Genomic DNA, 14,164 nt, shown 5'->3' with positions numbered 1-14,164 from the left:
CTAACCGCTACGGCGGCAGGCGTATCAACAGTGGCGTCTGCTTCGGTTCTGCCTGCGGCTCCACGGGCTCCACCGGCCGCGGCGCGCTGGCCAGCAGGTTGTCCTCGACCTGCCCTGACAGGTAATAGACGCCGGCCATCGCCCCGCTCTGGCGGTTTTCCATCAGCTCCTGCCATTCCTGGTTCAGCGCGACATTGAGGATCACCCGCAACTGCTCGACCATCTGCGGTTGCTCACGGTCGTGGGTGATCATGCCGTAGCCTGCCGCCGCCACCGAGATCATCGCCCCGGCCACCTTGCCCACCGCCGAAGCCACGGCGCTGGCAATGCCGCGCGGGGCCAGGGTGGCACCGAGTTTCTCGCTGGCCCGCGTGGCCACCGATGACAGCCCCACGTCGGTCTGCCCAGGCCCTTTGCTGGCTTGCTCGTGCAGATGCTGGCGCATGGCTTGCCAGGCCGGTTGCTGGTCCAGCGACTTGGCGCGCAGCAGTTGATAGAGGCTGGCGTTGCGCGCATCGGGTGGGCCCAGGGCGATGGCGGGTATGCGATTGAGGCGTTGGCTGAGTTGCTCGGGCGGCGCGTTGTAGCGGGCGATGATGGCCGGCAGTTGCTGGCCGAGCAACTGCACATACAGCTCACAGGCACGGTCGCGGATGCCCTCCGGGTTGATCTGCTCGGCCACCGGCTCGATCACCCGCTCGTGGTACTGCTCCTGAAGGTACAGCGCCAGGCGTTTCTGCGCAGGCTCGCGGCCTTCACCGCTGTCGAGCTTGTACCAGGCCACCTTGAGGGTCAGCCATTGCTGGGTCCAATAACCGGTGAACCATGGGATGAACTCACTTTCGGTACGTTGCTGCACCTGGTCCTTCCACACCCGCATGGAGCGCCGGGCATAGTCGTTGGCAGAACCTGCAGCGCCCACCGAGGCATCGATCAGGTCCTGATCGATGCGCTGCCACGTGGCCGGGGTCAGCACCGCGGCAGGTGGCGGGGCAGGCGGACGCTTGCCCGCGCAGCCGCCGAGGGCCAACAGCAGGCAAAGCAGCAGTAACGGCATACGCGAGCTCACGCGGCCGCCTCCCTGGGTAGAGGCTGGGGTGGTTTCTCGAGTATAGGGCGGCCTTGAAAAAAACCTCAGCCCAGGTCGAGTTTGTCTTGCAGCCGGTCCAGGTGCTCATGCATCAATGCCAGCGCTGCCGCCGCATCCCCGGCTTCCACCGCATCGATGATCGCCGCATGCTCTTCCCAGGCGCAGTGGTCGCAGCAAGGTGATTCGTAGCGGGCAATGATCAGCGAAGTCATCGGCACCAGGCCGTTGAGGAACCGCGCCAGTGGCGCGTTGGCGGCGACCTGCGCGAGCTTCAGGTGAAACTCGCCGCCCAGGCGGATGGCCGCGCAGCGCTCACCACTTTCATGGTGCTGGCGCTCGCGCTCGACCAACAGGCGCAGCTGGCGGATCTGTGCCGGCCGCGCGCGCTGCGCAGCCAGGGTAATCAAGGTGGTTTCGGCCAGGCGCCTGGCACTGAGCACCTGGCGCGCCTGGTCTGGGTCGGGGGCGGCCAGGTGCGCAGTGTGGCTGGGGCGCTGGACCACCACCTGCTGGTCCGACAGGCGGCCGAGCACCCGACGGATCACCGTGCGGCTTACCCCAAAGGCATGCCCCAGGGCTTGCTCGGGCAGCAGGGCGCCGGGTGGCAGGCGCTGTTCGAGGATCGCGTCGAACAGCCGTGGGTAGATCTGGTCGGCCGACAGGCGAGTTTCGCCAGCGACGAGCAGGGCAGGCAGGTGGGGGGCGGCGTGGGCGCTGGCGGTCATGGTCGCTCTCCTGGGGTCAAGGGCGTGGGTGTTCGTCCGGGATGTTCAGCTGGATGCCCATGCGCTGGCCTTCGGCAAGGATGTGCTGACGCATCTGGGCACTGGCCTCGGCGCTGTTGCGTTCGCGGATGGCGCGCACCACGGCATTGCTTTCCTTCAGCCGCGCGGCCAGGTGCTCGGGCGAATTGCGCAGCATGTCGGCGCTTTGCTTGAGGGCATTGCTGGTCTGTTGCACCACGCTCTGGAAGATCGGGTTGGTGGTCAGGGCGAACAGCGCCTCATGCAGCGCGATGTAGGCTTTGACTCCGGCTTCGCTGTCATCGGCGTCCAGTGCTTCGCGCATGTCCATCAGCGTCAGGCGCAGTTGGCCGATGTCGTGGCTGTTGGCCGACTGCGCCACCAGGCCGACGATGAAGGGTTCGAGGGTGTAGCGCAGCTCCAGCACATCGGCCAGGCTGGCCGACGCGCTGGTGTCGATGCCCGGCTCCGGCAGGGCGGCGTCGGCATCCAATACCAGTACGCCTTTACCCGGTAGGGCGCGCACCAGGCCCAAGGTTTCCAGCACGGTGACGGCCTCGCGCAGGCTGGGGCGGCTGATGCCCAGTTGTTCGGCCAGTTCGCGCTGGCCCGGCAGCATGTCGCCAGAACGCCATTGGCCGCGGGCCAGGGCCTGGCGCAGTTTTTCCACCACAGAGGTGACGACGGTTGATGAGCTGATCACGGTTCGCTCCTGGAAGGGCCGGCGTCCAACGCCGGCCTTGTTCGATCAGAATTCCTGTTGATGGGCGTTGGGCTGCTTGCGGGGTGTGTGGGCAAAACCAGGTTTGCCAGCGAGCACGTTCTGCGCGCGTTCCAGGTCGATGTCCTTTTCCCAGCGCGCGATGGCCACGGTGGCCACGCAGTTGCCGATCAGGTTGGTCAGTGCCCGCCCGATCCCCATGAACCAGTCCACGGCCAGCACCAGCACCAGGCCTACTACCGGGATGGCCGGCACAGCGGTCAGGGTGGCGGCGAGGATCACCAACGCCGAGCCTGGGATGCCATGAGCACCCTTGGAAGTCACCAGCGATACCAGCAGGATGGTCAGCAGGTCGGTCATCTCCAGTGGCGTGCCGGTGGCATTGGCGATGAACACGATGGCCAGGGTCAGGTAGATGGAGAAGCCGTCGAGGTTGAACGAGTACCCGGTCGGGATGACCAGGCCGACGGTGGAGCTGCCAATGCCCAGGTGCTCGAGCTTGCGCATGATCTGTGGCAGCACGGCGTCGGACGAGGCGGTACCAAGAACGATGGTCAGTTCTTCGCGCAGGTATTTGATCAGGGGCAGCAGTTTCAGGCCCGACACGCGCATGACAGTGCCCAGCACGACCAGCACGAAGCCGGCGCAGGTCAGGTAGAACAACGCGACCAAGCCACCCAGGTGTTGCAGCGATTCCAGGCCATATTTGCTGGTGGTGAAGGCGATGGCGCCGAACACACCGATCGGCGCCAGGCGCACGATCATGCCCATGATGCGGAAGATCACGTGGCTGAGTTCGTTGATCAGCCGCGAAATGCCCGCCGCCGAGTCGCCCACCAGGTTCAGCGCGCTGCCGAACAGCACCGAGAACAGCAGCACCTGCAGGATGTTGTTGTCAGCGAAGGCACCGACTACCGAGGTCGGGATCAGGTCCATGAAGAACGCGGTGGCACCGTGGATGTGCTGGCCGCGCTCGGCCAGGCCGTTGGCATCGGCGCTGGACAACTGGTCCAAGTGGATGTTGGCGCCGCTGCCGATGCCGCTGCTGAAGGCAAATACCAGGCCGATCACCAAGGCGATGGTGGTCAGCACTTCGAAGTAGATGACCGATTTCAGGCCGATTCGCCCGACCTTCTTGAGGTCGCCCGCACCGGAAATACCACTGACCACGACACAGAATACGATCAGGCCGATGAGCATCTTGATCAGCTTGATGAAGCCGTCGCCGAGGGGTTTGAGTTGCAGGGAGAGGTCGGGGAAGCTGAGGCCGCAGGCAATGCCGAGGGCAAGGCCCAGCACAACTTGCAGGAAGATCGAACGCGAGCACCATTTGAGCATGGGAGTGATCTCTGATCGGTGTCCTTGCTTCGATGCCGCGAGGGTCAAAGAGCGCAGGACTTAATTATTGTGGTCTTACCGGTTTGTTCAGCGCGAGGCCATAAAAGCGCGAAAAATCCTACATTGCAAGGGTTTTTGGCCTTACCGGTCTGACCAGTTATGGTGCAATCGGCCCTCCCAGGCTCTAATTCGGTGCGTTGCCATTTGGTCGGGGCTGCACAGTTCGCCCCAAGAAAGGGAAGAATCAGATCAGGGCTTGGCCAATACCTCGTCCACTGCTGCAATCAGCTTGCCAAGGTCTTTGGGTGGGGCGTTGTGGATGACACCGAACAGGTAGGCGCGCTGCTCCTCTTCGTCGTCCGGTTCGGCGAAGAAGTCCTTGGGTTTGACGCCCAGCACGCCGGCGAACGCCATGAGCGCATCAACGCTGGGGGTATAGGTGCCGGTCTCGAAACGGCTGATAGTCTTGGGGTCGAAGCCGGTTCGCTCGGCGAATTGTGCCTGGGTCAGACCCGCCAGCTTGCGGTAGCGACGCAGGGCAAACCCCAGAGCTGATCTCGTCATCACTTAATTCCCATTTAGAATCAAGAACTTAACGATATCTATCCGCATGGCGCAACGCCATGATTGATCACCTTTGTTGGATTTATGTGATGGATTTCGTAGAATTCGCCACTTGACCGGACAGTCATCATCGAGTCTCCAGTGTCATTCGGCCTCATGCCGGTGTGGCTGGAAGCACATGTGCACATTTGAGCGGATCGATGCGGATCGGTTCCGATGGCCGTCGATGGGCAGAGTGCCGGTTCGTCAGTGAATGGAGTCTCATCGTGCGCCTCAATCTCCCGGTAACCCCGGTCGAGCAACGTTTCCCCTCGGGTCAGCGGCTTATTTCCGCCACCGACACCACCAGCCTGATTACCTACTGCAACCCAGAGTTTGCCGCCATCAGCGGCTACAGCGAGGCCGAACTGATCGGCAGCCCGCACAACCTGGTGCGCCACCCGGACATGCCCGCAGCGGTGTATGCCTTGATGTGGCGTCACCTGAAAGCCGGCAAAAGCTGGATGGGTATCGTCAAGAACCGCTGCCGCAACGGTGACTACTACTGGGTCAATGCCTATGTCACGCCGATCCTTGAAGGGGGCCGGGTCATTGGCTACGAGTCGGTGCGGGTCTGCCCGACCCGCGAGCAGGTGCGCCGTGCCGAGGCATTGTATGCGCGCTTGCGCCAAGGCCAGGCGCCGCTGTCGAACGCCCGCCGCCTGGCCCTGCTGGCCCAGGCCTTGGCGTTGCCACTGCTGGGCGGGGTATTGGCGGTGGGCGCCAACCAGCTCTTGCCGGGCTGGCCAGGGCAGGGCGTGACCCTGGCCTTGTTCGCCGCCTACGGCCTGTGGATGCGCAACGACCTGGGCCGCCAACTGCGGCGGGTGATCCGGGGCGCTGAAGGGACCTTCGCCGACCCGACCGCCGCCTTGACCTACAGCGACTTGCCCGGTGCGGCTGGGCAACTGCAACTGATCCTGATCGGTGAAGAAGCCCGCCTGAAGACCGCGTTGACCCGCCTCAGCGATCTCGCCACGCAGATGGCGGTGGCCGCCCACGATGCCGGGCGGTTGTCGCGCGGCACTGAAACGGCGCTGCTGGAACAGCGCGCCGAAACCGACCTGAGCGCAACCGCCATGACCCAGATGACTGCATCGATCGGTGAGGTGGTCAACCATGTGCAGCTCACCGCAGCCGAGGCGCAAACCGCGCACCTGCTGGCCGAGCAGGGCAGCCGCGTGGCCGACGCCAGCGGCACGGCCATTCGCGCCTTGGCCGGCACGGTGGACCAGATCAATCAGGCGGTCACCCACCTGGCCGGCCAGACCGGTGCCATCGCCGAGGCTGCCGGGATGATCCGTGGCATTGCCGAACAGACCAACCTGCTGGCCCTCAATGCCGCCATCGAGGCCGCCCGTGCCGGCGAGCAGGGCCGCGGCTTTGCCGTGGTAGCCGATGAAGTAAGGGCGTTGGCCGACAAGACCCGGCAGTCGACGTTGCATATCCAGGCCATCATCGACGGCCTGCGCAGCGGCGCCGAGGACGCCGTGGCCATTGCCAGCCAAGGTATCCAGGGTGCCGAACAGGGCGTAGCCCAGGTGCAGGAAGCACAGCAGGCACTGCACGGTATTCGTGCAGCGGTGCAGCGTATCAGTGACATGAGCCAGCAGATGGCCACGGCCTCGCAGCAGCAGTCTGCCGTGGCAGAAGAGGTGTCGCGGCAGATCAACGGTGTGGCGGGTATTGCCCAACACAGCGCCCACAGTGCCAACGCCGCCGCCTCGCGCGGTGCCGAGCTGGAAGAGGTGTGCGCAGGATTACGCGCCCTCGTGGAGCGCTTCAACCGCTAGGGCAGGATGCTTATGGACGATAACTACCGTGCGGCCGTGGACGCGGCCGCGATCTTTTCCGAAACCGACCTGCGTGGCTGCATTACCTATGTCAACCAGCAGTTTTGCAGCATCTCGGGTTACAGCCGGGACGAACTGCTGGGCGCCAACCATCGCATTCTGAACTCCGGCCTGCATGAGCCGGAGTTCTTCGAGGGCATGTGGCGGGCACTGGCCGCCGGCAAGGTGTGGAAGGGCGAGATCTGCAACCGTGCCAAGGACGGTTCGCTGTACTGGGTGGACAGTACCATGGTGCCGCTGGTCGACCCCGCGACTGGGAAGGTACGCAAGTATGTGTCGATACGTTTCGATGTCACCGAGAAGCGCCAGCTGCTGCATACCCTGCAGTGGCGGGTGGGCCACGATGTGCTGACGGGCCTGCCCAACCGCGCCTTCCTGTCCGACTTGCTCAACCAGGCGTTGGCTTTTTCGCGTCGCGAGGACATACCGCTGGCCGTGTGCATGCTCGACCTGGATGGCTTCAAGGCGGTCAACGATGGTTACGGGCATGCCACGGGTGACCTGTTGCTGGTCGAAGTGGCGCAGCGCCTGAAAGGTATCTTGCGCGGTGGGGATGCCGTCGCCCGGTTATCGGGTGACGAGTTCGTGTTGATCCTGCGCAATGTCGGTGACGACCGTCAGCTGGATGCGGCTCTGCGCCGTGTGTTGCGCGCGCTGTCGACCCCGTATGTGGTACGTGAACACACCCTTTCGCTAAGCGCCAGTATCGGCGTCACGCTCTACCCGCTCGACGATGAGGATGCCGATACACTGGTGCGCCACGCTGACCAGGCCATGTACGTGGCCAAGCAGCGGGGGCGCAACCGCTATCACCTGTTCGATGTGTCCCAGGAGCAGGAGCTCAAGGCCACCCACCAGACTGTGGCGCGGGTACGTCGGGCACTGCGCAATAGTGAGCTGTGCCTCCACTACCAGCCCAAGGTCAATTTGCGCAGCGGCCAGGTGCTGGGGTTCGAGGGTTTGTTGCGTTGGCAAAGGCCGGGTCGTGGCCTGGTGCCTCCCGGTGAGTTCCTGCCCTGGGTGGAGCAGACCGACTTGATCATCGAGATTGGCGAATGGGTGATCGACCAGGCGTTGAGCCAGCTGCAGGCCTGGCAACGACTGGGGCAGCCTTGGTCGCTGAGTGTCAACATCGCGGCGCGGCATCTGCAGCGCAATGATTTCGTCGAGCGCCTGGAGCAGTTGCTGGCAGCGCATGCGGGGGTTGACCCGACGCGGCTGGACCTGGAAATCGTCGAGTCGGTGGCCATCGACAACCTGCAGCATGTCAGCCGCTGCCTGGATGCTTGCCGGGCCCTGGGCGTGCGCTTTTCGCTGGACGATTTCGGCACCGGTTATTCGTCGCTCAGCTACCTCAAGCGCTTGCCCACCCAAACCATCAAGATCGACAAGTCATTCGTGCGCGACATCCTTCATGACCAGGACGACCTGGCCCTGACCGGGGCGGTGATCGGGCTGGCGCGGGCGTTTGGCCGCGAGGTGATTGCCGAAGGCCTGGAGAGTGTCGAGCACGGGCGGGTGTTGATGGCGCTGGGCTGTGAGCTGGCGCAGGGCTATTGCATTGCCCGGCCGATGCCGGCGAGCGAGGTGGTGGCGTGGGCGCAAGGCTATCGGCAGCCCGAGGCCTGGCGCGGCGGTTGATGGTTGAGAGGCCGATACAGGCTTACAGGTGGGAGGGTTCCAGCCCCTGTTCGCGCAGGCGTTTGTACAGGGTGGTGCGGCTGATGCCCAGCAAGCGCGCCAGCGCAGAAATGTTGCCGTCGCAGGTGTTCAGCAGGTGGGCCAGGTCAGTGGCGGGCGTTTGCGTCGCTGCGACCTGCGGGCTTGGCGTGAGTGCTCTGGCCTGGGCAAGGAAGCACGCTGAAAAGTGCTCGATGCCGATTGGCTGCGTGCCGGCCAGGGCCAGGGCTACCTGCAGTACGCTGTTGAGTTGGCGCAGGTTGCCCGGCCAGGGATGGTGCAACAACAGTTCAAGGGTGTTGGGGGGTAATTGCCGTGGTTGCCCGGGGGCGAGATGCCGGGCGTGCACCTGCTCGATCAGCGCGCGCCGATCACTGCGTTCGCGCAAGGCCGGCAAGCTGAGGGTCAGCCCGGCTACCCGGTAGTAAAGGTCTTCGCGAAATCGACCGGTACGCACGGCGTCGGCCAGGTCGCGATTGCTCGCCGATACCACGCGGATGTCTACGGTCACTGGCTCGCCGCTGCCCAGGGGCTGAATGCTGCGTGATTGCAGTACGCGCAGCAGTCGGGCCTGGGTCGGCAGTGGCATGTCGCCGATTTCGTCGAGAAACAGAATGCCGTGATCGGCCTTGCGGATCAGCCCGGGGTTGCCCTTGTGATGAGCGCCGGTGAAGGCGCCTTTGTCATAGCCGAAAAGCTCCGACTCGACCAGCTCGGCGGGGATTGCCGCGCAGTTGACGGCGATCAGCGGCTGGCCGGCGCGGCTGCTGGCGCGGTGCAGGGCCTCGACGAAGACTTCCTTGCCCACCCCGGTTTCACCCTGGATCAATACCGGGATGTCCTTTTCCAGTAGCAGGCTGGCTTGGTCCAAGGCTTTGCCCAGGCGCGGGTCACCGTGACCGGGTGACGTGGGTGTGGGGCCGTGGCGGGGCGGTTGCCATTGGCAGTGGAAACGGTGGCGGCCGGCCGCCTGCAGGGCAAACGGCTGTTGCTGGGGCTGGGCCAGCAACTGCTGCAAGGGGGTTTGGAACAATTGTTCGAGGTTCTGCCGCAGCGGGTTGCCGCCGAGCAGGCTGTCGGCCCGGTGATTGGCCGCGAGCACCTGGCCGCGCTCATCGAATACCAGCAAGCCCGCCCAAGGGCTGTCGAGGTTGTCGCAGGCGCTGTTGAACAGCAGCTGGGCGTGATGGTCGCCATGCTGCGCCAGGATCAACCGGTTCTCCAGACTCTGGCCCATCATGCGCACCAGGCCGAGCGTCTGGCTGGCGGGCAGGTAGCCGTCGCTGGCCACATCGAGCGCGCCGACCAGTTGCCGCTCGGCATCGAACACCGGCGCAGCGGCGCTGCACAGGTAGCGGTTCTGCTGCAGAAAGTGTTCATCCTGACCAACGTGGATCGCTTCGGCGCAGACCAGCGCAGTACCCAGGGCATTGGTGCCCACGCCGCGTTCGAGCCAATGGGCGCCTGCGCTGAAACCATGGCGTTGACGCGGGTCGACGAAGCGTTGCGAACCCCAGGTGTCAAGCAGGCAACCACTGGCGTCGGCCAGCATCACCAGGTAGCTGGCGTTGCCCAGCAGGTGTGCATAGTGTGGCAGCACTTCATCACGGGTCAGCCGCAACAGCGCATGGCGCCGCTCCAGCAGGCTGTTCAGTTCGGTTACGGTCAGGCAATCGAAGTCGGGTGCACGCTGAGGTTGCAGGCCATGCTCGCGGCATCGCGCCCAGGACGCCTGGATCAGTTGGGCATGGGGCGAAGCGGATGCGGCCATGGGCCTGTCCTGTGTGTTTGTTGTTATCAGTCGACCGCTGTTCAGTGTCGTCCACGGTTGTTCATTGTCAAACCCACGCCTGTTCAGGTGTTCAGGGCAGGTGTTCAGGTGTGAACGGGCAATGGCAGGCCCTGGCAGGTGAAGGCGCGGGCCAGAGCGATCAGGCAGTGCTGGCACGAAACTGGCTGTGCCCTGCGCACAACAATCAAGAAAAGGCCACGCCATGTCCCTGGTGCTGGAGCAGGTCAGCCGCAGTGTCGACAACCAGGCTTGCATCGTCGATGCGTCCCTGCGTTTCGAGCCGGGGTCGTTCAACGTGCTGCTGGGCCGCACCTTGGCCGGCAAGACCAGCCTGATGCGCCTGATGGCGGGGCTTGACCGACCGGACCGGGGCCGCGTGCTGATGGCCGGCAGCGATGTCACCGGGGTGCCGGTGCGCCAGCGCAACGTGTCGATGGTGTATCAGCAGTTCATCAATTACCCGACCCTGAGCGTGTACGAGAACATCGCTTCACCCCTGCGCCAGGCACGCCTGGCCGAGGCAGAGGTGCGCCGACGGGTACAGGAAACCGCCGAAATGCTGCGCATCGAGGCTTACCTGCAGCGCTTGCCGCTGGAGTTGTCCGGTGGCCAGCAGCAACGCACGGCGATGGCCCGGGCGCTGGTCAAGGATGCTTCGTTGATCCTGTTCGACGAGCCGTTGGTCAACCTCGATTACAAGCTGCGCGAAGGCCTGCGCCAAGAGCTGCGGGCGTTGTTCGCCCAGCGCAACTGCATTGCCGTCTATGCCACCACCGAGCCCAATGAAGCGCTGGCGCTGGGCGGTACCACCACGCTCTTGCACCAGGGGCGCATCGTGCAGAGCGGCCCAACCGCGGCGGTCTATCAGCAGCCCAACAGCGTGCTGGCCGCCGAGCTGTTTTCCGAACCCCCCATCAACCTGATACCCGGGCGCATCGCGGGCAATGAGGTGAGCATGGCGCAGGCGGTGCACTTTGCCCGCAACGCCGACCTGCAACGCCTAGGCGAAGGTGACTACCGCTTTGGTGTGCGCCCCAGCCACATCACCCTGGTGCCGACCCATGACGATGACCTGGAGCTGGCGGTACTGGTGGAGCTGGCCGAGATCAGTGGCTCGGAAACCTTCCTCCATGTGCGCAATGAGCACTGGCGGATGACCCTGCACTTGCCGGGCGTGCACGAGTACCAGGTGGACACGCCGATCCGGGTGTTCATCCCCACGCACAAGCTGTTTGTCTTCGACAATGCCGGGGCCTTGGTACAGGCCCCGGGCCTGCGCCAGGCAAGGCGTCGTTGATGGCCGAGATCCGCCTGCGCCAGCTGGCGCACAGCTACAGCCGCCAGCCGGCCTCGGAGGCAGACTACGCCTTGCACGCGCTGGAGCACGTGTGGGAGCAAGGGGGTGCCTATGCCTTGCTCGGGCCTTCGGGTTGCGGCAAGTCGACCTTGCTCAACATCATCTCGGGGCTGCTTACGCCTTCTCACGGCGAAGTGCTGTTCGACGGCAAGCCGGTCAACGCGCTGTCGCCGCAGGCGCGCAACATTGCCCAGGTGTTCCAGTTTCCGGTGGTGTACGACACCATGACGGTGTTCGACAACCTGGCGTTTCCGTTACGCAACCAGGGGGTGGACGAGGGCAGGGTGCGAGCACGGGTGGAGGAGATCGCCGAGGTGCTCGACCTGTCCGCCGTGCTGAAAAAGAAGGCGCGCAACCTCAGCGCCGATGAGAAGCAGAAAGTCTCGATGGGCCGTGGCCTGGTACGCGAAGACGTCTCGGCGATCCTCTTCGACGAGCCTTTGACGGTGATCGACCCGCACCTGAAGTGGAAGCTGCGGCGCAAGCTCAAGCAGATCCATGAGCAGTTCAACATCACCATGATCTACGTCACCCACGATCAACTGGAGGCCTCGACCTTCGCCGACAAGATCGCGGTGATGCACGCTGGGCGCATCGTCCAGTTCGCAACCCCGCGCGAGTTGTTCGAGCGGCCACGTCATACCTTTGTCGGCTATTTCATTGGCAGCCCGGGCATGAACTTCATCGACGTGCGCGCCGAAGCCGATGGGGTGAGCTTTGGCGGCCTGCACCTGGCATTGCCCGATGGCCTGCGCGAACGTTTGGCGGCAACGGGAGGTGGGCGCCTGCAAGTAGGGATACGGCCGGAGTTCGTGCAGCTCTGGGACACCCCGCTCGACCACGCCTTTGCGGTGCAGGTGCTGGATGTCGAAGACCTGGGCACCTACCGCATCGTCACCTTCACGCTCGGCGGTGCCACGCTCAAGGCGCGCCTGGGCGAGGACCGCCCGCTGCCGGTGGGCCAGGCCTGGGTGAGCCTGCCCAGCCAATGGCTGATGCTCTACGTCGATGATGTACTGCTGGAGGCCGGGCCATGAACAAGGTGCGCAACAACAAGGCCTGGTGGCTGGTGCTGCCGGTGTTCACGCTGGTGGCGTTCAGCGCGGTGGTGCCGATGATGACCGTGGTCAACTATTCGGTGCAGGACATCTTCGATCAGTCCAATCGCTATTTTGTGGGGGCCGACTGGTACCGCCAGGTACTGCGTGACCCTGCCCTGCACGATGCCCTGCTGCGCCAGTTCATCTATTCAGGCTGCGTGCTGCTGATCGAGATTCCGCTGGGGATCGGCATCGCCCTGACGATGCCGACCAAGGGCCGCATGGCGTCGATCTGCTTGATCGTGATGGCCATTCCGCTGCTGATCCCGTGGAACGTGGTCGGCACCATCTGGCAGATCTTCGGCCGTGCCGACATTGGCCTGATGGGCGCCGCGTTGGCCAAGCTCGGGGTCAACTACAACTATGCCAGTGACCCGTTCGACGCCTGGCTCACGGTGTTGGTGATGGATGTCTGGCACTGGACGTCGCTGGTGGCGCTGCTGTGCTATTCGGGCTTGCGGGCCATACCCGATGTCTATTACCAGGCCGCCCGCATCGACCGGGCGTCGGCCTGGGCGGTGTTCCGCCACATCCAGCTGCCGAAGCTCAAGAACGTGCTGCTGATCGCGGTGATGCTGCGTTTCATGGACAGCTTCATGATCTACACCGAGCCGTTTGTGCTGACCGGTGGCGGGCCCGGCAATGCCACCACGTTCCTTAGCCAGACCCTCACGCGCATGGCGGTAGGGCAGTTCGACCTGGGGCCGGCTGCGGCATTTTCGCTGGTGTACTTCCTGATCATCCTGCTGGTGTCGTGGCTGTTCTACACCGCCATGACGCACGCCGACAAGGACTAGGCCATGAGCGCGCGCAAGGCATTGCCCCTGCTGCTGTACTTCTTCTTCCTGCTGGTGCCGATCTACTGGCTGCTGAACATGTCGTTCAAGAGCAACACCGAGATCCTCGGCGGCCTGACCCTGTGGCCACAGGCATTCACGCTCGACAATTACCGGGTGATTTTCACCGATGCCAGCTGGTACAGCGGCTATATCAACTCGCTGTACTACGTTTGCCTGAACACGCTTATTTCGCTGGCGGTGGCGTTGCCGGCGGCCTATGCCTTCTCACGCTATCGCTTTCTTGGCGACCGCCACCTGTTCTTCTGGTTGCTGACCAACCGCATGGCGCCGCCGGCGGTGTTCCTGTTGCCGTTTTTTCAGCTGTATTCCTCGATCGGCCTGTTCGACACGCACATTGCCGTGGCGCTGGCCCATTGCTTGTTCAACGTGCCGCTGGCGGTGTGGATCCTTGAGGGCTTCATGTCGGGGGTGCCGAAGGAGATCGACGAAACGGCTTACATCGACGGTTACAGCTTCCCGCGTTTCTTCGTGAAGATCTTCATCCCGCTGATTGGCTCCGGCATCGGCGTGACGGCGTTTTTCTGCTTCATGTTTTCGTGGGTCGAACTGCTGCTGGCGCGCACCCTCACCTCAGTCAATGCCAAGCCGATCGCGGCGGTGATGACACGCACCGTTTCAGCTTCCGGTATCGACTGGGGCGTGCTGGCCGCTGCCGGCGTGCTGACCATCTTGCCGGGCATGCTGGTGATCTGGTTTGTCCGCAACCATGTGGCCAAGGGCTTTGCCCTTGGCCGGGTGTAAGGAGGGCAACGCATGGAATGGATGGCCTGGACCCTGCCGACAGCGCTGTTCTTCGCTGCCGTCGGTGTGCTGCTGGTGTGCATGACCCTGCTCGAACTGCGCCACCCCTGTGTGGAGCGGCGCGGCTTTCTGCCGATCGTCACCAGCCGTGGCGACCGGTTGTTCGTTGGCTTGCTGGTCAGCGCTTACCTGCACTTGTTGGTAGTCGGGGTCAGCGACTGGCCGTTGTGGGTGGCCTCGCTGCTGTCGCTGGGCTGGCTCGTGGTGGTGCTGCGTTGGGGCTGAG

13 protein-coding genes and 1 pseudogene are annotated in these 14,164 nt (G+C 64.0%); 8 read left to right on the top strand and 6 right to left on the bottom strand.

Features of this window, described 5'->3' with window-relative positions; all coding sequences use genetic code 11:
* Positions 1-7 precede the first annotated feature (7 nt).
* From LJX93_RS17715 to LJX93_RS17695, 5 genes are all read right to left on the bottom strand, one after another.
* A complete protein-coding gene (locus LJX93_RS17715) occupies positions 8-1,057 on the bottom strand; it encodes a hypothetical protein (protein WP_047581180.1) in 1,050 nt (349 codons plus the stop codon).
* A gap of 77 nt (positions 1,058-1,134) precedes the next feature.
* Positions 1,135-1,815, bottom strand: coding sequence for a GntR family transcriptional regulator (locus LJX93_RS17710; RefSeq protein ID WP_033699129.1), 681 nt, complete (start codon positions 1,813-1,815; stop codon positions 1,135-1,137).
* 16 nt (positions 1,816-1,831) lie between these two features.
* Positions 1,832-2,536, bottom strand: a complete 705-nt coding sequence (locus LJX93_RS17705; RefSeq protein ID WP_033699128.1) for a FadR/GntR family transcriptional regulator — start codon at positions 2,534-2,536, stop codon at positions 1,832-1,834.
* A gap of 45 nt (positions 2,537-2,581) precedes the next feature.
* Complete coding sequence (locus LJX93_RS17700; protein ID WP_033699127.1) at positions 2,582-3,892, bottom strand: C4-dicarboxylate transporter DctA; 1,311 nt, start codon at positions 3,890-3,892, stop codon at positions 2,582-2,584.
* A 249-nt stretch (positions 3,893-4,141) separates the two neighbouring features.
* Positions 4,142-4,456, bottom strand: coding sequence for a helix-turn-helix domain-containing protein (locus tag LJX93_RS17695; protein ID WP_033699126.1), 315 nt, complete (start codon positions 4,454-4,456; stop codon positions 4,142-4,144).
* A gap of 200 nt (positions 4,457-4,656) precedes the next feature.
* Here LJX93_RS17695 and LJX93_RS27520 point away from each other — a divergent pair.
* The 3 genes and pseudogenes from LJX93_RS27520 to LJX93_RS17685 form a co-directional block, all read left to right on the top strand.
* A pseudogene (locus LJX93_RS27520) lies at positions 4,657-5,004 on the top strand (PAS domain-containing protein); the annotation flags it as partial.
* A 285-nt stretch (positions 5,005-5,289) separates the two neighbouring features.
* Positions 5,290-6,288, top strand: a complete 999-nt coding sequence (locus LJX93_RS27515; RefSeq protein WP_371856383.1) for a methyl-accepting chemotaxis protein — start codon at positions 5,290-5,292, stop codon at positions 6,286-6,288.
* 12 nt (positions 6,289-6,300) lie between these two features.
* On the top strand, positions 6,301-7,989 hold the full coding sequence (locus LJX93_RS17685; protein ID WP_033699123.1) for a putative bifunctional diguanylate cyclase/phosphodiesterase: 1,689 nt from the start codon (positions 6,301-6,303) through the stop codon (positions 7,987-7,989).
* 22 nt (positions 7,990-8,011) lie between these two features.
* Here LJX93_RS17685 and LJX93_RS17680 read toward each other — a convergent pair whose 3' ends face one another.
* Positions 8,012-9,799 carry a sigma-54-dependent Fis family transcriptional regulator gene (locus tag LJX93_RS17680; protein WP_227696249.1) on the bottom strand — a complete coding sequence of 596 codons (1,788 nt, stop codon included), beginning with the start codon at positions 9,797-9,799 and terminating at the stop codon, positions 8,012-8,014.
* Positions 9,800-10,022: 223 nt separating this feature from the next.
* Between LJX93_RS17680 and LJX93_RS17675 the strand changes: the two genes are divergently transcribed.
* From LJX93_RS17675 to LJX93_RS17655, 5 genes are read left to right on the top strand one after another with little or no spacing between them, the layout of a single operon-like run.
* The gene (locus tag LJX93_RS17675; RefSeq protein ID WP_033699120.1) at positions 10,023-11,117 is read left to right on the top strand and encodes an ABC transporter ATP-binding protein; all 1,095 of its coding nucleotides are present in this window, start codon (positions 10,023-10,025) and stop codon (positions 11,115-11,117) included.
* On the top strand, positions 11,117-12,214 hold the full coding sequence (locus LJX93_RS17670) for an ABC transporter ATP-binding protein (RefSeq protein WP_186655170.1): 1,098 nt from the start codon (positions 11,117-11,119) through the stop codon (positions 12,212-12,214). The genes LJX93_RS17675 and LJX93_RS17670 overlap by 1 nt, the downstream gene beginning before the upstream one ends.
* Positions 12,211-13,074, top strand: a complete 864-nt coding sequence (locus LJX93_RS17665) for a carbohydrate ABC transporter permease (protein ID WP_095063663.1) — start codon at positions 12,211-12,213, stop codon at positions 13,072-13,074. The genes LJX93_RS17670 and LJX93_RS17665 overlap by 4 nt, the downstream gene beginning before the upstream one ends.
* Positions 13,075-13,077: 3 nt before the next feature.
* On the top strand, positions 13,078-13,878 hold the full coding sequence (locus tag LJX93_RS17660; RefSeq protein WP_033699115.1) for a carbohydrate ABC transporter permease: 801 nt from the start codon (positions 13,078-13,080) through the stop codon (positions 13,876-13,878).
* A gap of 12 nt (positions 13,879-13,890) precedes the next feature.
* The gene (locus tag LJX93_RS17655; RefSeq protein WP_047581170.1) at positions 13,891-14,163 is read left to right on the top strand and encodes a DUF2160 domain-containing protein; all 273 of its coding nucleotides are present in this window, start codon (positions 13,891-13,893) and stop codon (positions 14,161-14,163) included.
* The last annotated feature ends 1 nt before the right edge of the window (position 14,164 follow it).

The organism is Pseudomonas sp. HN2-3, assembly GCF_020691745.1.
Classification (GTDB): Bacteria; Pseudomonadota; Gammaproteobacteria; order Pseudomonadales; family Pseudomonadaceae; genus Aquipseudomonas; species Aquipseudomonas capeferrum.
The sequence above is the reverse complement of the archived record's forward strand: the minus strand, read 5'-3'. Positions and strand labels throughout refer to the sequence as shown.

Coding starts and splice junctions, on each gene's coding strand:
- LJX93_RS17680 (WP_227696249.1), bottom strand. CDS start 9,799: ATGGCCGCATCCGCTTCGCCCCATGCCCAACTGATCCAGGCGTCCTGG.
- LJX93_RS17685 (WP_033699123.1), top strand. CDS start 6,301: ATGGACGATAACTACCGTGCGGCCGTGGACGCGGCCGCGATCTTTTCC.
- LJX93_RS17710 (WP_033699129.1), bottom strand. CDS start 1,815: ATGACCGCCAGCGCCCACGCCGCCCCCCACCTGCCTGCCCTGCTCGTC.
- LJX93_RS27515 (WP_371856383.1), top strand. CDS start 5,290: ATGCGCAACGACCTGGGCCGCCAACTGCGGCGGGTGATCCGGGGCGCT.
- LJX93_RS17695 (WP_033699126.1), bottom strand. CDS start 4,456: ATGACGAGATCAGCTCTGGGGTTTGCCCTGCGTCGCTACCGCAAGCTG.
- LJX93_RS17700 (WP_033699127.1), bottom strand. CDS start 3,892: ATGCTCAAATGGTGCTCGCGTTCGATCTTCCTGCAAGTTGTGCTGGGC.
- LJX93_RS17675 (WP_033699120.1), top strand. CDS start 10,023: ATGTCCCTGGTGCTGGAGCAGGTCAGCCGCAGTGTCGACAACCAGGCT.
- LJX93_RS17660 (WP_033699115.1), top strand. CDS start 13,078: ATGAGCGCGCGCAAGGCATTGCCCCTGCTGCTGTACTTCTTCTTCCTG.
- LJX93_RS17665 (WP_095063663.1), top strand. CDS start 12,211: ATGAACAAGGTGCGCAACAACAAGGCCTGGTGGCTGGTGCTGCCGGTG.
- LJX93_RS17670 (WP_186655170.1), top strand. CDS start 11,117: ATGGCCGAGATCCGCCTGCGCCAGCTGGCGCACAGCTACAGCCGCCAG.
- LJX93_RS17715 (WP_047581180.1), bottom strand. CDS start 1,057: ATGCCGTTACTGCTGCTTTGCCTGCTGTTGGCCCTCGGCGGCTGCGCG.
- LJX93_RS17655 (WP_047581170.1), top strand. CDS start 13,891: ATGGAATGGATGGCCTGGACCCTGCCGACAGCGCTGTTCTTCGCTGCC.